This window comes from Streptomyces sp. NRRL F-6492, assembly GCF_001280125.1.
Lineage (GTDB): Bacteria > Actinomycetota > Actinomycetes > Streptomycetales > Streptomycetaceae > Streptomyces.
Genome location: NZ_LGEG01000193.1, coordinates 24,593 through 44,465, shown reverse-complemented (window position 1 = coordinate 44,465; position 19,873 = coordinate 24,593). Strand labels below are relative to the sequence as shown.

Below are 19,873 nucleotides of genomic sequence, written 5' to 3'. Positions count from 1 at the left end.
GCCGTCACCGGACGGCGGTCACGTGACGGCGGTTACTTGACGGCCGTCAGGAGCGGCTCGATCTCGTCGATCGCGTAGGGGATGGAGAGGACCGTGTTGAAGGAGAAGGCGGCGCCGACGTCCGGGTCCTGGTAGGGCACGAACAGGTCGCGCTTCTCCTGGTTGACCTTCAGCTTCTTGTAGAGCGGCTCGGCCTTGATGCGGTCGTTGGCCTCGGTGCTGGAGGTGACCCAGACGAGGCGGTCGGCGTCGAGCACGTTCAGCTTCTCGGCGCTGAGCTCGGCGACGTTCCAGCCGGGCTTGGCGAGGGCGTCGATCTCGGGCTTCAGCTCGAAACCGAGCTCGGAGAAGAAGATCGCCTTGGGGTCGGTCTTGGTGAAGGCCGAGTACTTGCCGGCCTCGAAGCTGTCGGCCACGGTCAGGGTCTTGCCCGCCCACTCGGGGTGCTTGTCCCGGACGGCCTTGAAGCGGGCGTCGACGTCGGTGATCAGCTTCTCGGTCTCGGGGCCCTTGCCGAGCGCCTTGCCGATCTGACGGGTCATGACCTGCCAGGGGGCGCCGTAGTCCGGGTGCTCCTCGGGCTGGGCGACGACCTTGGCGATCTTGGAGAGGGTGTCGTACTGCTCCTTCTTCATGCCCGAGTACTGGGCGACGATCAGGTCGGGCTTGAGCGCCGCGATCTTCTCGATGTTGTACTCGTCGCGCTCACCGACGATCTGCGGCGGGGTCGAGCCCCACTTGTCCTTGGTCCACGGCCACTTGCCGTACGGCTTCTCCTTGAACCAGTCCACCGAGCCCACCGGCTTGACGCCCAGGGCGAGCACCGCGTCCTGGTCGGAGAGGCCGAGCGTGACGACCTTCTTCGGCTCGGCGTCGATCGTCGTGCTGCCGTACTTGTGCGCGACGGTCACCGGGAAGGCGCCGGCCGACGACGTGCTCGCGCTCGGCTCGCCCGAGGGCTTGGCCCCCTCGTTCTTCTCCGTGCCGCTCCCACAGGCGGCCAGAGCGAGCGCGGCGACGGCGGCGACGGCCGCGCGGGGGACGTTTCTGACGAACCGCGCCAGAGCGGGGCGTGTACCAGTGGACACGTGTGTTCCTTTCACGGGGACTTCACGGTGCTGCCGCGCGTTTCCGGCGCGAGGCGCGGCCGGCGGTGCGCGGCGGTGTGGGGGGTGGAACCAAGGGGGGCCGCCCGGGGCCCGTGCGACCGGCCGGGCGGGCCGGCGGCTCGCGCGGCCCGGCGGGCCCGGGTCCGTCCGTCGGACGGGGGGCTTGTCCTAGCGGCTCGTGCCGATGCCGCCGGCGACCGGGCGGGCCGGAGCGGAGGAGTCTCCCGGTCCCCGTTCGAGGATCGACTCCAGGATCTCGCCGACCCTGATCGCGGTGTTGGAGAGCAGGGACGACGTGATGCCGTGGGTGTGCTCGGTGCCGCCCTGGAGGTAGATGCCGCAGCGCAGTTCGGGGTCGGTGGCGACGCGGTAGTCGCGCTCGACGCGGACGCGGCCGAGCTCGTCGCGGCGGCAGCGGTCCGCGACGTCGCCGAGGAGGCCGAGGCCGTCGGCCTGCCGGTAGCCGGTGGCGAAGACCACCACGTCGGCGTCGAGGAAGCTGTCCTCGCCGGTGACGAGGTTGGCGACGGTGGCGCGGACGCCGTCCGGGCCCTCCTCGACCCCGGTGAGGCGGGACACGTTGATGAAGCGCAGCCGCTCGGTGCCGAGGACCTTCTCCTGGTACGCCTGCCGGTAGAGGTCGTCGATGAGGTCGATGTCCACCACGGAGTAGTTGGTGTTGCCGTGGTACTCCATCAGCTTGCGCTTGATGTCGTCGGGCGCCGTGTAGTACTCGTCGACCGCCGCGGGGTCGAAGATGCGGTTGGCGAAGCCGCTGTCGTCGGCGGGGCTGTAGCCGTAGCGCGAGAAGACGGCGCAGATCTCCGCGTTCGGGAAGCGGCGGTGGAGGTAGGCGACGTTCTCGGCGGCGCTCTGGCCGGCGCCGACGACGACGAAGCGGGCGGGGTCGGCGCCTTCGAGGCCGTCGACCTTGGCGAGCAGCTCGGAGTTGTGCCAGACGCGGTCGCCGCGCTCGACGCCCTCGGGCATGAGCGGGCGCAGGCCGGTGCCGACGACGAGGTTGCGGGCCCGGTGGACCACGGTCTCGGTGCCGGAACGGGCCGTCACGTCCAGGTACTCGATGACGCCGTCGCGGACGACGGGCTCCACGGAGACGACCTCGTGGCCGTAGGAGACCATGTCGTCGACCTTGGCCGCCGCCCACTCGAAGTAGTCGTGGAACTCGACGCGCAGCGGGAAGAGGTTCTTGTGGTTGACGAAGTCGATCAGCCGCCCCTTGCTCTGCAGGTAGCGCAGGAAGGTGTACTCGCTGCTCGGGTTCCGCAGGGTCACCAGGTCCTTGAGGAAGGAGACCTGCATGGTGGCGTCGTCGATGAGCATGCCGCGGTGCCAGCCGAAGCGGGGCTGCCGCTCGAAGAAGTGGGCGGTGACCGCGTCCTCTCTTCCGACGTTCGCGTTGTGCTCGCTGAGCGCGATCGCCATGGCCACGTTGGACGGCCCGAAGCCGATGCCTATGAGGTCGTGGATCAGCGGTGCGTCGTCAGGAAGAGCCTGAGACATGTCACTCCCATCGTGCGGGACAGCCGCCTGTCAGGCGTGCTGTCAGGCGTGGGGAACGGCGGAGTCCGGGCACGACGGCACCACGGCGCCGCCGACCGAACTTAGGTAAAGCTAACCTGATCTGGTCGCACTGTCGACGGGACGAAACGGACACCGGCCACGCCGGGCCAGCCAACTGGCCAGTAAATTCGCGGCGTTGCATCCTTAGGTTAGCCTTGCTTTACTTGCGAGTGATCCACCGCTCTCCCGAGGAGGAACTTGCCCATGCGGGTCGTCATGTTCGGCTATCAGACCTGGGGCCATCGCACCCTGCAGGCGCTCCTGGACTCCGAGCACGACGTCGTGACGGTGGTGACCCACCCGAAGAGCGAGCACGCCTACGAGAAGATCTGGAGCGACTCCGTCGCCGATCTGGCCGAGGCGCACGGCGTGCCCGTGGTCATCCGCAACCGGCCCGACGACGAGGAGCTGTTCCAGCTCCTCAAGGAGGCCGACCCGGACATCATCGTCGCCAACAACTGGCGCACCTGGATCCCGCCGCGCGTCTACACGCTCCCCCGGCACGGCACGCTGAACGTCCACGACTCGCTCCTCCCCAAGTACGCCGGATTCTCCCCCCTGATCTGGGCCCTCCTCAACGACGAGCCCGAAGTCGGCGTCACCGCCCACCTGATGGACGAGGTGCTCGACGCCGGCGACATCGTCCTCCAGCGGGCGGTCGCGGTCGGGCCGAAGGACACGGCCACCGACCTCTTCCACAAGACCGTCGACCTCATCGCCCCGGTCACCGTCGGCGCGCTCGACCTGATCGCCTCGGGGCGGACGGAGTTCACCCCGCAGGACCGGTCGCTGGCCACCTTCTTCCACAAGCGGGCCGAGGAGGACATCCGGATCGACTGGACCTGGCCGGCCGAGGTGCTGGAGCGCCTGGTCCGCGCCCAGTCCGCGCCGTACCCCAGCGCCTTCACCTTCCACCGGGGCAAGCGCCTCGAAGTGGTCTCCGCCGTCGTCTCCGAGGAGCGCTACGGCGGCACCCCCGGACGGATCTTCTACCGGGAGGGCGAGGGCGTGGTGATCGTCGCCGGCGCCGACGCCCGCACCGGCCGCAACCACGGCCTCGCGATCACCCGCGTCCGGACCGAGGACGGCCGGGAACTGCCCGCCACGGAGTACTTCACCTCCATGGGCGGCTATCTGACCGCCCGTCCCTGACGGCCGGTCACCCGGAACACCGGCCCGCCCCGGACGGTCCCGGGGCGGGCCGGCACATTGAAGTGAAATTAGGTTAGCCTAACCTAACCGCGTTGGTCCGTACGGGAGTCCGGACCGCCGCGCACGGCACGTGGACAGCGAGGAACAGCGATGGAGCAACAGGTCTTCTCCGGCACCGCACACGACCCGGACGGCGCGCGGTTCGCCGTCGTCGGCATATCGAACTTGCCGACCGACTGGGCGCAGGTCCTCAAGGGCCTCGCGGGCGCCGACCTGACGCTCCTCACCGTCCCGCCCGCCACCGGCACCGCCGCCGTCGAGGCCGCGGACCGCCCGGCGGCGGCCGGACCGCCCTCCCTGAGCATGACGCCGCCCAGCGTGCTCGACCTCAACTCGTACCTGATGTACGCGCTCGGCAAGGCGGCGCGGCGCAGGCTCCAGGACCGGCTGACCGCACGGGGATTACGGCTCTGGCACCTCACCGTGCTCGCGCTCCTCTCCGACCTGGGCCCCCAGATGAAGACCGTCCTCGCCGCGCGGCTCGACATGAACGCCAGCGACCTGGTGCGGATCGTCAACGACCTCGTCAAGACCGGGTACGTGGACTGCGCCCGGGACCCGGAGGACCGGCGCCGGATCGTGGTGCGCCTGACCCCCGAGGGCGGCTCCGCCCTGGCCGAACTCGGCGCGGACATCGCCTCGGCGGACGACGAGGTCCTCGCCCCCCTCGACGCGGAGGAGCGCCGCCTCCTCTCCTCGCTGCTGCGCCGGGTGCACACCCATCTGGAGACGGGAGCGAGAACGGCCGCGCGCCCCTGAGACAGGTGCGCGCGGCCGTCCGTACCGGAGAGGGACCTCAGCGGCGGCTGCGGACGAGCAGGTGGAGGAAGTACGGCGTGCCGATGACGGCCGTCATCAGGCCGGCGCCGAGCTGGGCCGGCGCGATCACCGTCCGGCCCACCAGGTCCGCGGCGCAGACGAGCGCCGCGCCCAGGAGCACCGCCACCGGGACCACGCGCACGTGCCGGCGGCCCACCAGGGCGCGGGCGGCGTGCGGGGCGACGAGGCCGACGAAGCCGATCGTGCCGGCGGCGGCTACGGCGGTGGCGCTGAGCAGGACGCTCAGCACCAGGAAGCCCAGGCGCCCGCGGCCGAGGTCGAGCCCGAGGAGCCGGGGGGTGTCCTCGTCGAGCGAGACCAGGTCGAGCTCCGCGCGCCGCAGGACCGCGACCACCAGACCCGCCGTCAGGACCAGGGCGAGGGGCACCGCGTCGGGCAGGGTCCGCCCGTAGGTGGAGCCCGACAGCCAGGTGAGCGCCTTCGTGGCGTTGAACGGGTCCGTGAGGACGATGAGCAGGCTGATCAGGGCGGCGCTCGCGGTGGCCGTGCCGAAGCCGACGAGGACGAGCCGGTTCTGCTGGAACCCGCCGCGCGCGGCGAGGCCGAAGACCAGGACGGAGCTGACGGCGGCGCCCGCGAACGCGGCGCCGGCCATGCTCCACGAACCGGCCAGCGGCACCGTGGTGACGAGGAGGACGGCGCCGAGCGCGGCGCCGTGCGAGACGCCGAGGATGCCGGGCTCCGCGAGCGGGTTGCGGGTCACGGCCTGGACGAGCGTGCCGGCCAGGGCGAGGGCCGCGCCCGCGAGGAGCGCCGAGAGGACCCGGGGCACCCGGGTGTCGAGCACGAAGGAGACGGTCCGGCCCGCCCGGCCCTGGGCCCAGTTCACGACGTCGCCCAGGAGCAGCTTGGAGTCGCCGAGCAGCACGCCCGCGACGACCACGCCGACGACCAGGGCGACGAGCACGCCGGTGGTGACGAGGAAGGCGGTGCGGCTCCTGATGCGCAGCCTGTCGACCGGCGCGGGGCCGGCGGTGTCCTTGACCCGGGTGGCCATGACGATCAGGAAGACGGCGCCGACGAGGCTGGTGACGACGCCGGTCGGCACGGCGACGGCGACGTCCGCGGGGACGACGGCGCGCAGCAGCACGTCCGAGCCGAGGACGAGGGCGGCGCCGGTGAGGCCCGCGACCGGCAGGCCCGCGCGGGAGCGGTGGAGCCGCTGGGCCCGGCGCGCCAGGGCACGGACGAGCGCGGGGGCGCACAGGCCGACGAAGCCGATCGGCCCGGCGAGCGTGACCGCGGCCGCCGAGAGGAGCGCGGCGAGGACGACGGCCGTGACCCGGGTGGAGCGGACGGGGACGCCGAGGCCGCGGGCCGCGTCGTCGCCGAGGGCCAGGGCGTCGACCCGGCGGGCGAGCAGGAGCAGTCCGGCGAGGGCGGCGAGGACGAAGGGCGCCATCTGCAGGACGCCGTCGAAGCCGCTCTGGGCGATGCTCCCCTGGTTCCACTGGTAGAGGCCCTCCGTCTCCCTCGGGAAGAGCAGGAGCAGTCCGTCGGTGACGGCGGTGAGGCCGAGGGTGAGGGCGCTGCCGGCGAGGACGAGCCGGACGGTGCCGGCGCCGAGGCCGGAGAGGCCGAGGACGACGCCGGCCGCGGCCAGGCCGCCGGCGAAGGCGATCCCGGAGGCGGCGAAGAGCGGCAGCGAGAGGCCGGTGACGGCGGCGAGGCCGAGGGCCAGGTAGGAGCCGGCGTTGACCGCGAGGGTGTCCGGCGAGGCGATGACGTTGCGGCTGACGGCCTGGAGGGCGGAGCCCGCCATGCCGAGGGCGGCGCCGACGAGGAGCCCCGCGACCGCCCTGGGCAGCCGGGAGGCGGCGACGACGGACGCGTCGGCGGGGTCGGCCCGGCCGGTGAGGGCCTTCCAGACCTCGGCGGCGCCGACGGCGGCCGTGCCCTGGGTGATGTCGACGAGGGCGAGGCCCGTGACGAGGAGGACCAGTGCGGCCGTCACCGCGGCCGCGCCCCTCCGGGACGCGACCGTCGTCGGACGGGTGGAGGGTGTGGTTGCGGTGACGGCCATGGTGTTACTTCGTCAGCTCCGTGACGACGGAGTCGATGTACTTGTTCATCGACTCCGGCCCGCCGAACATCCAGATGCCGTCGGGCAGGCGGTGGACGTTGCCCTTCTTGACGAACGGCAGGGAGGTCCAGACCTTGTCCTTGGTGAGGACGCCGGTGAAGGGGTTGCTGGTGGGGTCCTCGTCGTTGCCGATGTAGGCGAAGTGGACGTCGCCGATCTTGGTGAGGCCCTCGACGTCGGTGGCGCCGAGGCCGTAGGCCGGGTCGCCCTGGACGGTCCAGGCGTTCTTCAGGCCGAGCTTCTCGTTGACGGCGCCGATGAGCGAGCCGCCGGTGTACGCCCGGAGGGAGACCTGGTTGGCGTTGACGTAGCCGTCGGCGAAGGCGTACTTCGCGCCGGTGAGACCGGCGGCGGCGAGCTTCTTCCTGCCGTCCTCGGCCTTGGCGTCGAAGTCCTTCTTGAGCTGGTCGGCCTTGGCGGTGGTGCCGGTGGCCTGCGCGATGAGGTCGAGGTTCTTCGTCATCCGCCCGATCGGGTCGGCCCCGTCGGCGGACGTGAGCTCCAGGACGGGCGCCACCTTGCGCAGCTGCTTCACGACGGCCGGCTTCAGGTCGCTGGTGGCGACGATGAGGTCGGGCGAGAGGGCCGCGACGGTCTCCACGCTCGGCTCGCCGCGGGTGCCGATGTCCTTGGCGTCGTTCTTCAGCGGGACGGCGGAGTCCCAGGCCTTGTAGCCCTTGACGTCCGCGACGCCGACGGGGTCGACGCCGAGGGAGACGAGGCTCTCGACGACGTTCCACTCGGTGCCGACGACCTTCTTGGCCGGGCCGTCGAGGACGACCTTCGTGCCGGCGGAGTCGGTGAGGGTGATGCGCTCGGCGGTCTTCTCCGCCTTCTTGTCCGCGGCGGGCTCGGTGGTGCCGCAGGCGGTCAGGGCGAGGGCGGCGGCGGCGGCGCCGGCCGCGGTGAGGAGGAGGCGTCTCATGAGGGAGTGGTGAGCCTTTCGCTTCGCGTGTGGTGCCGGCCGATGGCGCGGGTGCGCAGCCGGCCGGTCAGGGGGTCGGTGTCGACTTCGATGCGGATGCCGTACGTGTCGGTCAGCCGCTCCGCCGTCAGGACGTCCTGCGGGGAGCCGTCGGCGACGACCCGTCCGGTGCTGAGGAGCACGACCCGGTCGGCGACGGCGGCCGCCTGGTCGAGGTCGTGCAGGACGGCTCCGACGGCGATGCCGTGGTCGTCCGCCAGGTCGCGGACGAGGTCCAGGAGTTCGACCTGGTAGCGCAGGTCGAGGTAGGTGGTGGGCTCGTCCAGGAGCAGGACGCCGGTCTCCTGGGCGAGGCAGCCCGCGAGCCAGACGCGCTGGAGCTGTCCGCCGGAGAGGTGCTCGGCGCCCCGGTCGGCGAACTCGGCGACGCCGGTCAGGGCGAGGGCGCGGTCCACGGCGGCGCGGCCGTCCGGGTCGGCCTTCCCCCAGCGGCCCCGGTAGGGGTAGCGGCCGAACTCGACCACGTCCCGTACGGTCAGGCCGCCGGGTGTGGGGCGCCCCTGGGTGAGGAGGGCGACGTGGCGCGAGAAGTCGCGGGGGGACAGCGCGAGGCCGTCGGTGTCGCCGTCGATGACGAGCGTGGCGGCCCGGGGCCGCTGGAGCCGCGAGATCGTCCGCAGGAGCGTCGACTTGCCGCTGCCGTTCGGTCCGACGAGGACGGTGACCTCGCCGGGCCGCAGCGTCAGCGCCGCGTCGTGGACGACGTCGACGCCCTCGTAGGCCACGGTGACTCCCGTGGCCGCCAGTTCATGGCCGCGGGTACCGCCGGCCGCGGATCTCTCTTCTCCAGCTCGCACAGCCGTAGGTTAGCCTAACCTAAGTGTTAGGCGAAACGGGGGGTTGCGTCTGCGCGGGCAAGAGGAGAATTCGCCAATCCGTCGGCCATCGGCGCACGGCGGGTAGGGGGGTCGGAGAGGACTTCCCCCTTCCGGACGGAGCGGATCGACCGTGTGCACTGCCGAGGACTATCCCGTACGGTCCGCCGCCCGGGCGCGCACCCCCGCCGGCCTCGACGCGCGGCTCGTGCGGTGCCGGGCCTGCCCGCGCCTGGTGGCGTGGCGGGAGGAGACCGCCCGCGTGGGGCGCGCCGCCTTCCGGGGCCAGGAGTACTGGGGGCGCCCGGTGCCGGGGTTCGGTCCCCCGGACGCCTCCCTGCTGATCAGCGGCCTGGCACCGGCGGCGCACGGCGGGAACCGGACGGGCCGGATGTTCACCGGCGACCGGGCCGGCGACCTGCTGTACGCGACGCTGTACGAACTCGGCCTGGCCTCGCGGGAGACGGTCACGGGCCCCGGCGACGGGCTCGAACTGTACGGGGTCAGGGTCACGGCCCCGGTGCACTGCGCCCCGCCCGACAACCGCCCCACGCCCGGCGAGCGGGACGCCTGCCGCCCCTGGCTGGCCCGCGAGGCGCGGCTGCTGCGCCCGACGCTGCGGTCCGTCGTCGTCCTGGGCGGCTTCGGCTGGCAGGCCGCGCTGCCCGCCCTGGCGGAGGCCGGCTGGCTCGTGCCCCGGCCGCGCCCGAGGTTCGGGCACGGCGTGCGGGCGGTCCTGGCGCCGGCGGCTCCCGGGGACCCGGCGCTCACGGTGTTCGGCAGCTATCACGTGAGCCAGCGCAACGTGTTCACCGGCCGGCTCACGCGGGAGATGCTGCGCGAGGTGCTCGCGGAGGCCGCCCGCGCGGCCGGCCTCCCCGTGGCGGGGTGACCGGACCCCGAGGGCCCGGGCTCAGAGGTCCTGGACGCGCCGGAAGGGACGGTCCGCCTCCAGCTCGAACGCGAGCTCCAGGAGGGTCCGTTCGGCGCCCGGACGCCCCGCGAACATGACCCCGACGGGCAGCCCGTCCTCCGTGGCGCCCACGGGCAGGGAGAGCGACGGCGTGCCCACCACGTTGTCGATCGGCGTGAACGCGACGTACGCGAGGATCCGCTCGATCAGCGTCGGGTACGGGACGTCCGGGGCGAGGTGGCCGAGCCGGGGCGCGGGATGGGCCAGGACGGGAGAGAGGACGAGGTCGAGGCCGCGGAACGCCGCCGCGTACGCCTCCTTCGTGCGCTTCAGCCTCCGCAGGACGCCCGGGGTGCTCCGCCAGTTCTCCAGGTACGTCGCGCGCAGGCCCCGGCTGAGGCCGTCCATGCGGCGGCGGTCGAAGTCGGCGCCGAGGGTGCGGCCGGTGGTGCCGAGGAGGAACGACAGGAAGCCCCAGTAGGTGAGGAAGTCGCCGGTGAAGCGGGGGTCGACGGCGATCTCCACCGGTTCCACGGTGTGGCCGAGCCGTTCGAGCCTCGCCACGGTCTCCGTGACGGCGGCCCGGGTGGCGGCGTCGGAGGTGACGCCGGTCGGCGAGTCGAGGAGGAAGCCGACGCGCAGCCGGCGCTCCGAGGGGCCCTCCACCAGGCCGAGCGGCGGCAGCTTCGGGTTGCGCCAGTGCCGCTCGGCGGCCGCGAGGAAGGCGGCGGAGTCCCGTACGGAGCGGCTGACGACGCCGTCGGAGACGATGTCGAGCGGGAGTTGGCGGCCCTGGGCGCTGGGCACGACCCGGCCCCGGCTCGGCTTGAGCCCGACGAGCCCGCAGCAGGCGGCGGGGATCCGGATGGAGCCGCCGCCGTCGTTGGCGTGCGCGATCGGCACCGCTCCGGCGGCCACGAGCGCCGCGCTGCCGCCCGAGGAGCCGCCCGCCGAACGGCCGGTGTCCCAGGGGTTGCGGACGGGCTCGGCGCCTTCGTACTCCGTGGACGGGCTGAAGCCGAACTCGGGGAGCCTGGTCTTGCCGAGGACGGTGACGCCGCTGCTGAGGAACTGCCGGGTGAAGGCCGCGTGCCGGCGGGCGGGCCCCGGCGTGAAGGCGGCGCTGCCGTGTCCGGTGGGCAGTCCCCGGTAGTCGGTGTTGTCCTTGACGAAGGTCGGCACTCCGGCGAGGAGGCCCGTCCCCGGTCCGGGCGGCGGGTGTTCGGCGTGCGCCTGGACCGCGTGGAGCCGGCCCTCCACGGCCCGTACCCGCTCGGCGGCGTCCCGGGCCGCCTCGGCGGCGCTCACCTCGCCCCGCCGGATCGCCGCGGCGAGCCCCACCGCGTCGTGTTCCCCCAGGGCGTCGTCCCGGAAGGCGTGCACCGTGGTCCGTTCGTCGAAAGTCGTCACCGCTGCCCCAGTCCCCGCGTGTGGTTGGTTGCCGCCATCATCGCGTACCCACGGGTAACAGGCGAGGGCCGGAAGGAATTCGAGTTCTCGTCCACCCGGAAACAGAAATGGTTAGGTTAGGCTAAGCTAACTGAATTTCACGCGCCCGGCCCACGGCCGCCGCGGCAGGGAGGGAAACAGCATGGGACTGCCGGCCATCGATTCCTACGCCATGCCCGACCGGTCGGCCCTCCCCCGCTCCAGCGCCCCCTGGCACATCGACCCGGAGCGCGCCGCCCTGCTCGTCCACGACATGCAGAACCACTTCGTCGGACGCTTCCCGGCCCAGCAGCCGCCCGTCGTGGACCTCGTCGGCAACATCGTGGCCCTGCGCGAACTGGCCGGAGCCCTCGGCCTGCCCGTGGTGTTCAGCGCCGAGCCGACCGTGCGGCGCGGGCTCGCCGCCGACGTCCGGTGGCCGGAGACCGGCGACGGTCCCGGGGACACCGCGATCATCGAGCAGCTCACCCCGCGCCCCGGCGAGCACCTGCTCCCCAACGCCCGGCAGAACGCCTTCCTGCGCAGCCACCTCGGCCGGCTGCTGCGCGAGGAGGGACGCGACCAGCTGATCATCTGCGGGGTCTACGCCCACCTCGGGGTGCTGCTGACCGCCGCCGACGCCTTCATGAACGACATACAGCCCTTCGTCGTCGCCGACGCCGTGGCCGACTACTCCGCCGAGGAGCACGAGATGGCCCTGCGCTGGGCCGCGCGCAGCGGAGTGGTCCGTACGACCGACGACCTGCTGCGCGGCCTGCTGCTCGGCCGGAACCGGCGCGACGCGTGACGCGCCCGGCGCGTCTCCCCCGGGAGACGCGCCGGGCTTCCCGGAGGGTCAGGAGGCGGCGCGCTCCAGGGTCCACAGGCGGTGGTCCCAGCCGACGTCGGCGCGGGCGCGCACGGTGAGGCCCGCGCTCGCGGCGAGCGCCTCGATCTCCCCGGCGTCGCGCACCCCGGAGCCGAAGGCGCACTTGAGGCGCAGGTGGTGCAGGACCGCCTCCATGTCCTCGGGGTCACCGGTCGCGACCTGCTCGACCAGGAGCAGGGTGCCGTCCGCCGCGAGCGAGGCGGCGGCCTCGGAGAGGGTGTGCGCCGCGTCCTCGTCGTCCTGCCACTCCAGCTGACGCGACATCAGCAGGGTGCGCGCACCGGCCGGTACGGTGCCGGAGCCGGCGACCAGGTCGATCCGGGGCAGCAGCTCCTCGTCGATGATCGCCTCGCGCAGCACCCGGAGCACCGAGGGCATGGCGACGATCCGCGCGCGCAGCTCCGGGAACTCCTTGACCAGGGTCTCGACCACGGTCGCGACCCCGTGGCCGGTGGCGGTCAGCTCGCCGACGGCCGACCAGTCGTGGGCGCGCAGCACGCCGGGTGCGATCCAGCGGGCCTCGTCCTCGACGGCGGCGCGGGCGGTGTCGGCGATCCGGGACTCCCGGGCCATCTCCTCGGTCAGGGTGCGCCCGGCGAGGGTGCGGTAGCCGGCCCTTCCGGTGCGGACGGTGTGCAGCAGACCGGAGAGGGAGGCGTCGAACGCGGCCTCGGCGCCCTCCAGGTGGTACTCCTCCGCCGAGTGGTCGTCCTCGACCAGCTCCTCGCTGATCGGCGTGAGGCTGTAGTCGCCCTCGCCGTCGGTGGCGAGCAGCTCGATCCCCACCAGGTAGTCGAGGAGGGCCTTGAGGGTGGCGGGGTGCGCCTCGGCGCGCCGGGCCAGCTCGGCGGCGTTCCGCACGCCCCGGTCGACCAGGTCGAAGACGCCGAGGGTGACGGCGGTCCGGATGGCGTACGGGGGCGCCAGGTCGGTGAGTTCGTGGAGGCGCTCGTGCGCGTCGTCCTCGTCCTCCTCCGTCACCGCGGCGGAGGCGGGCAGTTCCTCGGCCGCGGCGGAGGCGGCGGGCACGGCGGGCACGGTGCGGCGCCAGTAGCCCGTGATGTGCGTCTGCTCGCGCGGCACCTCGCGCTCCGTCGCCAGGTGGCGGCGGATGCCCTTGAGGGCGACGGCCTCGCCCGCGACCCAGGCGAAGACGGTGCCGGGCAGCCAGTCGGCGGCGCGGACGGCCTGCTCCAGGAGGTCGGTGGTGCCGGCCGGGGCGCCGTTCCGGGAGACCCAGACGATCTCGGCGTCGGCCTTGGTGGGCAGCTCCTGGCGGTGGCTGTCCTCGCCGACCTCGACGAAGACGCGGGCCTTGGTGCCCTCGGGCATCTCGGCGAGCCAGCGGCCGATGGCGGGCAGGGCGGTCTCGTCGCCGACGACGAGGATCCAGTCGGCGCCCTCGGGGTGGCTGTGGGACATCTTCGGTCCGGCGATCCAGGCGCTGTCGCCCGGGACGGCGTTCTCGGCCCAGGTGGAGGCGACGCCGCCCTCGTGGCGGACGAAGTCGAAGTCGATCTCGCCCTTCTCGGGGTCGTGGCGGACCGGGGTGTAGTCCTTGGCGACGGGCCGCCCGTCCGACCAGTCGAGGCTGCTCACCTGCTGCCGGGGCAGGACCAGGCGCCCGGTCTCGTCGGCGAAGAAGAACTTCACGTGGTCGTCGAAGCCCTCGGTGCGCAGGGCGGGCAGCTCCAGGCCGTCCTTGACGAAGGCGTCGAGCTGGGGGCCGCCGAGGGTGAGGCGGCGCATCCCGGGGGTGACGTTCTCGGCGCGCAGCACGGTCAGCTCGCGCAGCACGATGGGGAAGGTGACGACCGAGCGGGGGCTGCGGGTGGGCATGGGTACTGCTCCTTCGTACGCGGCGCTGGAAGTGCCTTGCAGGGCCGGGCCGGTGGTCCGGACGGACCGGTGGGCCGGGTGGGCCGGGGGCGCGGTGCGCCGGCCCACCCGGCCCGTGCGGGGGGTGAGGGTGCTCCCTGCCGGGAGCGGGGGTCACTTGCCGGCGACGGCGCCGGCGAGGATCGGCGTCAGCTTCTCGACGATCCAGGGGGCGCTGAGGGCGTCCGGGTAGGCGACGGCGGAGGAGAGGGTGTTCTCCGAGGGGATGACCGCGTAGTGCTTGCCCTTGACGACCTGGAGGGACTGGAACAGCTTGTTGCTCTCCAGCTCCTTGGCGCTGAGCAGGCCGTTGTCACCGAAGGGGTACGTCATGAGGAGGACGTCGGCCTCCAGCTCGTCCAGGTTCTCCAGGCTGACGGCGTTCTTGTCGGCCTTGTAGCTCTTGGCCTTGTCCGTCTTCTCGAAGCCGAGCTGCTCGAAGACGCCCGGGTCCTGGTCGGCGTAGGACATGAAGGTGATCTGCTCGGGGTGGACGACCGCGTAGGTGTACGTCTTGCCCTTGAACTCGGGGTGCGCGGCGGCCGCGTCGGCGGTGGCCTTCTCGTTGGCCGCGATGACCTTCTCGGCCTCGGCGGTCAGGCCGAGCGCCTTGGCGGCGGTCTTCAGGCGCTCCTGCCAGGTGAGGGTGTCGGAGTGCGCCTTGTCGGTGAAGGTGACGACCGGGGCGATCGGCGCGAGCTTGGCGTAGTCGGTGTCCATCGACCAGGTGTTCATGCCGAGGATGACGTCCGGCGCCTCGGCCGCGATGGCCTCGTAGTCGGTGCCGTCGGTGTCGTCGTACTTCTTCAGCTTGCCGGCGCCGAGCTTGGTGAGGGCGCGCTGCTTGTACTCGGGGACGGGGCCGCCGTCCTCGGCGTCCGGGGTGATGACCGGGACGAGGCCGAGGGCGAGGGCGATGTCGGTGTCGCCGTCGGAGACGGTGGCGACCTTGAGCGGCTTCTTCTCGACCTCCGTCTTGCCCCAGGCGTTGGGGAGCGTGACCGGGAAGGCGGCCTCGGCGGCGCCGGTGCTCGCGCCGCCGGACGGCTTCTCGGCGGCCTTGTCGCCCTCGGCGTCCTTGCCGCCGCAGCCGGCGAGCAGGGTGGCGCACGCGACGGCGGCGATCAGGGTACGGGCGGTGGAGCGCCGTGCGAGCGGTCTGGCGAGGCGGTTCATGGTCAGTTCTCCTGCGAGTGGTGACGGCGGCCGAGCGGGAAGATCTGCGGCCTGGCGGTGTAGGGGTGGGGTACGACGACGCACGCGAGGCCGAAGACCTCGGCCACGGTGCGTTCGTCGAGGACCTCTTCGGGCGTGCCCTGCCGGATGACGCGTCCGCCGCGCATGGCGACGATCGTCGAGGCGTACAGGGCAGCCTGGTTGAGGTCGTGGGAGACGAGCACGATGGTCTTGCCCGTCTGTTCGTTGAGGTCGGCGAGGAGGTCCATGACCTCGATCTGGTGCGCGACGTCCAGGTAGGTGGTGGGTTCGTCGAGCAGCAGGGTGGGGGTGTCCTGGGCGAGGGCGAGGGCGATCCACACGCGCTGGCGCTGGCCGCCGGAGAGCTGGTCGACGGGGCGGTCGACTAGTTCGGCGGTGCCGGTGGCCCTGAGGGCCTCGGCGATGATCACGTCCTCGCGCTCGTCGCGGCGCCGGCCGAACTGGCGGTGCGGGTGGCGGCCGCGCCAGACCAGGTCGCCGACGGTGATGCTCTCGGGGGCGACCGGGGACTGCGGCAGGACGCCAAGCCTGCGCGCCACCTCGCGGGTGGGCAGCCGGTGGATGTCGGCGCCTTCGAGGAGGACCGATCCGGCGGCGAGGGGCAGCAGCCGGGCGATGGACTTGAGGAGGGTGGACTTGCCGCAGGCGTTGGGGCCGACGAGCGCGGTGATCCGGCCCTTCTCGATCCGCAGGGACAGGTCCTCGATGACGGGCGTCTTCCCGTACCCGGCGCTGATGCCGCGGGCTTCGAGCTGGTGGGGCGCGGTGGCCTCCGGGCTCTCGGTCTGCGGGGTCACGGTGTGTGTCACGAGGCTCCCTGCCTGCGTCGAAGGATCAGCCAGACGAAGTAGGGGGCGCCGAGCAGCGCGGTGAGGACGCCGGTGGGCACCGGGCTGATCAGGGGTGCGTGCTGGGCGAGGACGTCGGCGCCGATGACGATGACGGCGCCGATGGCCGGGGCGAGGAGGGTGGAGCGTTCGGTGCCCACCAGGCGTACGGCGACGGGGCCGCTGATGAGGGAGACGAAGCCGATGGGGCCGACGACGCTGGTGGCGAGGGCCGCCGCGGCGGCGCCGAGGAGCAGGACGCCGACGCGGGAGGCGGTCACCCGGGTGCCGAGGCCGGAGGCGAAGTCGTCGCCCAGGGTGAGGGTGGCGAGGGGGCGGCCGACGAAGAGGGCGGCGAGCGCGCAGACGCCGAAGCCGACGGCGAGGGTGGTGACGCCGTCCCAGTCGGCGGCGCTCGTGCTGCCGACCGTCCAGCGCATGGCGATGGCGATGCTCTGCTGGTCCGCCACGGTGAAGAGGTAGTTGGTGTAGGCGGTGCAGACCGCGCTGAGGCCGATGCCGACGAGGACCAGGCGGTACGTGTCGACTCCGCCGCGCCAGCTGAGCGCCTGGACGGCGGCGACGAGGACGAAGGAGCCGATGACGGCGGCGACCGGGACGCCGAGGGTGAAGGCGGCGGGCGCGTAGAGCAGCGCGGTCGCGGCTCCGGCGCCGGCTCCGGCGGAGATGCCGACGATGTCGGGGGTGGCGAGCGGGTTGCGGATCAGCCGCTGGTAGAGCGAGCCGGCGAGGCCGAAGAGGGCTCCGGAGAGGAGCGCGGAGAGCGCCCTCGGCATGCGCAGCTGGAAGATCATGTAGTCGGCGAGGCCGTCCCGCAGGCCGAAGGCGGCGGGGAGGACGTCGGCGGGGTCGAGCCGGCCGATGCCGCCGAGGAGGACGGAGGCGGCGGTGAGTGCGAGCAGTGCGACGGTGAGCACGGCGGCGGTCACGGCGGCGCGGCGGTTGCGGGCGCGGCGGTCGGAGCGCAGGTGCGCGACGACGGCGGGCGTGGTCGGGGAGTCCGGCCGGGGGGACCGGGTGTCGAGAGCGGTCATCACATCCGCACCAGGTCGCGGCGGCGGGCCAGCCAGACGAAGAAGGGGGTGCCGACGACGGCCGTCATGAGGCCCACCTGGACCTCGCCGTGGTCGAGGACCAGTCGGCCGGCCGTGTCGGCGCCGGTGAGCAGGACGGCGCCGACGGCCATGGAGACCGGCAGCGACCAGCGGTGGTCCGGTCCGACGAGGAGCCGGGCGCAGTGCGCGGCGACCAGTCCGACGAAGGCGACGGGGCCGACGGCGGCGGTGGCGGCGGCGCAGAGCAGGACGGCGACGGCCGCGGCGGTGAGGCGGGCCCGTTCGACCCGGACGCCGAGGGCGCGGGCCGTCTCGTCGCCGAGGCCGAGGACGTTGAGGGTGCGGCCCAGCGGCAGGGCGAGGAGCAGTCCGACGAGCACGAAGGGCATGACCTGGCTCAGGACCTCGGCGCGGCCGGTGAGCTGGCCGACCGACCAGAAGCGGAGGTGGGCGAAGGCCTCCTTGTCGCGGACGACGAGGAGGGTGATGAGGGAGGACATCACGGCGGCGAGGGCGACGCCGGCGAGGACGAGGCCGACGGCCGAACTTCCGGCGTCGGTGCGGGTGCCGATGAGGTAGACGAGGGTGGCGGCCACGGAGGAGCCGAGGAGGGCGAGCCAGAAGTAGCCGCCGGCGTCGGTGACGCCGAGGAACATGATGCCGAAGACGACGAACATCGAGGCGCCCTGTTCGACGCCGAGGATGCCCGGGTCGGCGAGGGGGTTGGCGGTGAGTGCCTGCATGACCAGACCGGAGGCGCCGAGCGCCGCGCCCACCGCGAGGCCGAGGAAGGTCCGCGGAATGCGTTCGGTCCACAGGACGTGGGTGTTGAACGCCTGGTCGCCGGGGTGGAGAAGGATGCGGACGACTTCCAGGGGCGAGATGTCCCGGGCTCCGAGCCCGATGCCCGCGACGAGGGTCACGAGCACCGCCACGACGGCGAGCACGGCGACGGCCGTGCCCCGGGAGGCCCGGGTGCGGACCTGTGGAACGCCCCGATTCCCTTCCGGTGGCGGGGCTTTCACCACCGACGTGGGCGGTTGTGTCATCTGTTGTCCTTGTTCTCACGGCTCGTACGGCGACTTAGGTTACCCTTGCCTAACCTTCGGGGATACAACCCGGAGGCCGACCGATCACATCGAGGGGCCGGGGTCGGACCGGCTCCGGACCCCGGGGGTGGCCTCCATGGCCGACGGCAGAACGCGGACGACGGACGAGGCGCTCATCACGGCGACCGGGCACCCGACGCACGCGCACGACTTCCACCAGCTCCTGTACGCCCCCCTGGGGCGGATCACCGTCACCACCCCGGACGGCGAGCACGAGCTCACCTCGCCGCTGGCCCTGTGGCTTCCGGCGGGCACCCCGCACAGCGCCCGGTTCGACCCCGAATCCCTGGTCCTGGCCGAGCCGTTCGACCCCGCCGCGCACCGTCTGCCGTTCACCCGGACCACCGCGATCCGCCTCGACGACACCGTCCGCCGGCAGCTGCTCGCCCGGACCCGGGAGGCGGGCGCGGAGGCCGACGACGCGGCGATGTTCGCCGCACTGACCTGCACCCGGACCCGCCGCGACGTCAGGCTGCCGCTGCCCCGCCCGACCAGCGAGGCGGCCCGCGCCGTCGCCGGGACCCTGCTGCGCAGGCCCGACGACCAGCGCACCGCGACGGAGTGGGCCGAGAGCCTCTACGTCAGCTCGACCAGCCTGCGGCGGGCCTTCCGGGCCGAGACCGGGCTGGCCTTCTCCGAGTGGCGGACCCGGGTGCGGCTCAACCACTCGCTCGACCTGCTGGCCCGGGGCCACCAGGTCGGCGCGGTCGCCGTGATGGTCGGATTCACGAGCACGAACGGCTACATACTGGCGTTCCGGCGGCACTTCGGGCGCACTCCAGGGGCCTGGAGCAAGGAGTGCGCGGAGCGTTCCGGGGGGTGAACCGAGCCGGATCGGGGCGGATCGGGGCGGCCCCTCCGTACGGGAGGCGGCCGCCGGGGAGTGACTTGACAGCCACCGCCCCCTAGGTGATTTTAGGTAAGCCTTACCTAAACGCCCGGTTCCCGGGCGCCCCCACCGATCCGAACCGACGGCCCTTCCGCACCCCGCCCCCACCGGGCGGGCGCGCGCGGGGCCGCGCCGGCGCGAGGAGAGACCCATGACCGCGACCAACCCCTTCGAGGACGACGACGCCCGCTACTACGTGCTCGTCAACGCCGAGAACCAGCACTCGCTGTGGCCGGCCTTCGCCGAGGTGCCGGACGGCTGGACCGTGGTGCACGGCGAGGACTCCCGGCAGGGCTGCGCCGCCTACACCGAGGAGCACTGGACGGACCTGCGTCCGGCCAGCCTCGCCGCCCGTTCCTGACGCGGCCCCGCTCCCGGCGCCGCCGCCCCCGGCCGGTTCCCCGGCCGGGGGCGGTCCGGTCGCGTCACCCGAGGGCGCGGACCAGGACACGGGAGCCGCGCGCGGGGTCGAGCGAGGCCCGCCACTCGGGCGGCGCCTCCTCCGCGCCGCCGACGGCGAACCCGTACCGCAGGAACAGCAGTCCGCTGCCGGTGGTCGCCGTGAACACGTGGGCGGCGCCCCGCGCGCCGGCCTCGCCGAGGGCGGCGTCGAGCAGCGCGGAGCCGACGCCCCGTCCCTGATGCCCGGGCGCCACGCAGAAGTTGTAGAGCACGACCGCCACCCGTCCCCGCGCGTCGGTACGGGTGCGGAGCCCCACGCAGCCCGCCAGACCCTCGCGCCCGGCCTCCACGACCAGGAAGTCCGCCGCGTGCCGGTGCAGTTCGGCGGGCGTCCGGTCGCGCAGGGCCCCTTCGCGCACGAACGGCCGGGACAGCCGGTGGACCGCGCCGACGTCCTCGACCCCGGCGGTCCGGACGGCGGCGGCGGGGACCGACGGGAGTTCCGGACAGGGCAGGGCAGTGCTCAACGTCTTCTCGCTCTCTGGTGGCTGACGGCTCGACGGGACGCCGTGACGGCACGGCACCCGTTTGACTCCACGATAATAAGTTAGGTAAGCCT

The 19,873-nt window shown here is 73.1% G+C and carries 18 protein-coding genes; 6 read left to right on the top strand and 12 right to left on the bottom strand.

Going from position 1 to position 19,873, the window contains the following annotated elements:
* Positions 1–32: 32 nt before the first annotated feature.
* Together ADL08_RS14805 and ADL08_RS14800 are read right to left on the bottom strand one after the other, a co-directional pair.
* Positions 33–1,088, bottom strand: coding sequence for an iron-siderophore ABC transporter substrate-binding protein (locus ADL08_RS14805; RefSeq protein WP_053642955.1), 1,056 nt, complete (start codon positions 1,086–1,088; stop codon positions 33–35).
* A 189-nt stretch (positions 1,089–1,277) separates the two neighbouring features.
* The gene (locus tag ADL08_RS14800; protein ID WP_053642952.1) at positions 1,278–2,630 is read right to left on the bottom strand and encodes a lysine N(6)-hydroxylase/L-ornithine N(5)-oxygenase family protein; all 1,353 of its coding nucleotides are present in this window, start codon (positions 2,628–2,630) and stop codon (positions 1,278–1,280) included.
* A gap of 264 nt (positions 2,631–2,894) precedes the next feature.
* On the opposite strand from ADL08_RS14800, the gene ADL08_RS14795 reads away from it, so the two are divergent.
* A complete protein-coding gene (locus tag ADL08_RS14795; RefSeq protein ID WP_053642950.1) occupies positions 2,895–3,842 on the top strand; it encodes a methionyl-tRNA formyltransferase in 948 nt (315 codons plus the stop codon).
* 150 nt (positions 3,843–3,992) lie between these two features.
* On the top strand, positions 3,993–4,661 hold the full coding sequence (locus ADL08_RS14790) for a MarR family winged helix-turn-helix transcriptional regulator (RefSeq protein WP_199837010.1): 669 nt from the start codon (positions 3,993–3,995) through the stop codon (positions 4,659–4,661).
* A gap of 37 nt (positions 4,662–4,698) precedes the next feature.
* Here the strand turns inward: ADL08_RS14790 and ADL08_RS14785 are convergent, their stop codons facing one another.
* From ADL08_RS14785 to ADL08_RS14775, 3 genes are read right to left on the bottom strand one after another with little or no spacing between them, the layout of a single operon-like run.
* Positions 4,699–6,765 (bottom strand): iron ABC transporter permease, encoded by a 2,067-nt coding sequence (locus tag ADL08_RS14785; RefSeq protein WP_053642948.1) that lies wholly within the window; start codon positions 6,763–6,765, stop codon positions 4,699–4,701.
* Between the two features lie 4 nt (positions 6,766–6,769).
* On the bottom strand, positions 6,770–7,750 hold the full coding sequence (locus ADL08_RS14780) for an iron-siderophore ABC transporter substrate-binding protein (RefSeq protein WP_053642946.1): 981 nt from the start codon (positions 7,748–7,750) through the stop codon (positions 6,770–6,772).
* Positions 7,747–8,607, bottom strand: coding sequence for an ABC transporter ATP-binding protein (locus ADL08_RS14775; protein WP_053642945.1), 861 nt, complete (start codon positions 8,605–8,607; stop codon positions 7,747–7,749). Before ADL08_RS14775 ends, ADL08_RS14780 begins: the two co-directional genes overlap by 4 nt.
* Before the next feature lie 151 nt (positions 8,608–8,758).
* On the opposite strand from ADL08_RS14775, the gene ADL08_RS14770 reads away from it, so the two are divergent.
* Positions 8,759–9,517, top strand: coding sequence for a uracil-DNA glycosylase (locus ADL08_RS14770; RefSeq protein WP_053642943.1), 759 nt, complete (start codon positions 8,759–8,761; stop codon positions 9,515–9,517).
* A gap of 21 nt (positions 9,518–9,538) precedes the next feature.
* On the opposite strand, the gene ADL08_RS14765 is transcribed toward ADL08_RS14770, so the two are convergent.
* Complete coding sequence (locus tag ADL08_RS14765) at positions 9,539–10,948, bottom strand: amidase (protein ID WP_053642941.1); 1,410 nt, start codon at positions 10,946–10,948, stop codon at positions 9,539–9,541.
* Positions 10,949–11,129: 181 nt separating this feature from the next.
* On the opposite strand from ADL08_RS14765, the gene ADL08_RS14760 reads away from it, so the two are divergent.
* Positions 11,130–11,774, top strand: coding sequence for an isochorismatase family protein (locus ADL08_RS14760; RefSeq protein WP_053642939.1), 645 nt, complete (start codon positions 11,130–11,132; stop codon positions 11,772–11,774).
* Between the two features lie 48 nt (positions 11,775–11,822).
* On the opposite strand, the gene ADL08_RS14755 is transcribed toward ADL08_RS14760, so the two are convergent.
* The 5 genes from ADL08_RS14755 to ADL08_RS14735 all read right to left on the bottom strand — a co-directional run bounded on the left by ADL08_RS14755 (position 11,823) and on the right by ADL08_RS14735 (position 17,903).
* Positions 11,823–13,694, bottom strand: coding sequence for a siderophore-interacting protein (locus ADL08_RS14755; RefSeq protein ID WP_053642938.1), 1,872 nt, complete (start codon positions 13,692–13,694; stop codon positions 11,823–11,825).
* A 153-nt stretch (positions 13,695–13,847) separates the two neighbouring features.
* The gene (locus ADL08_RS14750) at positions 13,848–14,909 is read right to left on the bottom strand and encodes an ABC transporter substrate-binding protein (protein ID WP_053642936.1); all 1,062 of its coding nucleotides are present in this window, start codon (positions 14,907–14,909) and stop codon (positions 13,848–13,850) included.
* 2 nt (positions 14,910–14,911) lie between these two features.
* Complete coding sequence (locus ADL08_RS14745) at positions 14,912–15,760, bottom strand: ABC transporter ATP-binding protein (RefSeq protein ID WP_234352141.1); 849 nt, start codon at positions 15,758–15,760, stop codon at positions 14,912–14,914.
* On the bottom strand, positions 15,757–16,833 hold the full coding sequence (locus ADL08_RS14740) for a FecCD family ABC transporter permease (protein WP_053642934.1): 1,077 nt from the start codon (positions 16,831–16,833) through the stop codon (positions 15,757–15,759). Before ADL08_RS14740 ends, ADL08_RS14745 begins: the two co-directional genes overlap by 4 nt.
* Positions 16,833–17,903, bottom strand: coding sequence for a FecCD family ABC transporter permease (locus ADL08_RS14735; RefSeq protein ID WP_078968149.1), 1,071 nt, complete (start codon positions 17,901–17,903; stop codon positions 16,833–16,835). The genes ADL08_RS14740 and ADL08_RS14735 overlap by 1 nt, the downstream gene beginning before the upstream one ends.
* Before the next feature lie 136 nt (positions 17,904–18,039).
* On the opposite strand from ADL08_RS14735, the gene ADL08_RS14730 reads away from it, so the two are divergent.
* Positions 18,040–18,786: a helix-turn-helix transcriptional regulator gene (locus ADL08_RS14730; protein WP_053643047.1), complete on the top strand. Its 747-nt coding sequence runs from the start codon at positions 18,040–18,042 to the stop codon at positions 18,784–18,786.
* Positions 18,787–19,003: 217 nt separating this feature from the next.
* On the top strand, positions 19,004–19,213 hold the full coding sequence (locus tag ADL08_RS14725; RefSeq protein WP_053642930.1) for an MbtH family protein: 210 nt from the start codon (positions 19,004–19,006) through the stop codon (positions 19,211–19,213).
* Between the two features lie 64 nt (positions 19,214–19,277).
* Here ADL08_RS14725 and ADL08_RS14720 read toward each other — a convergent pair whose 3' ends face one another.
* Positions 19,278–19,781 carry a GNAT family N-acetyltransferase gene (locus ADL08_RS14720; RefSeq protein ID WP_053642928.1) on the bottom strand — a complete coding sequence of 168 codons (504 nt, stop codon included), beginning with the start codon at positions 19,779–19,781 and terminating at the stop codon, positions 19,278–19,280.
* Between the last annotated feature and the right edge of the window lie 92 nt (positions 19,782–19,873).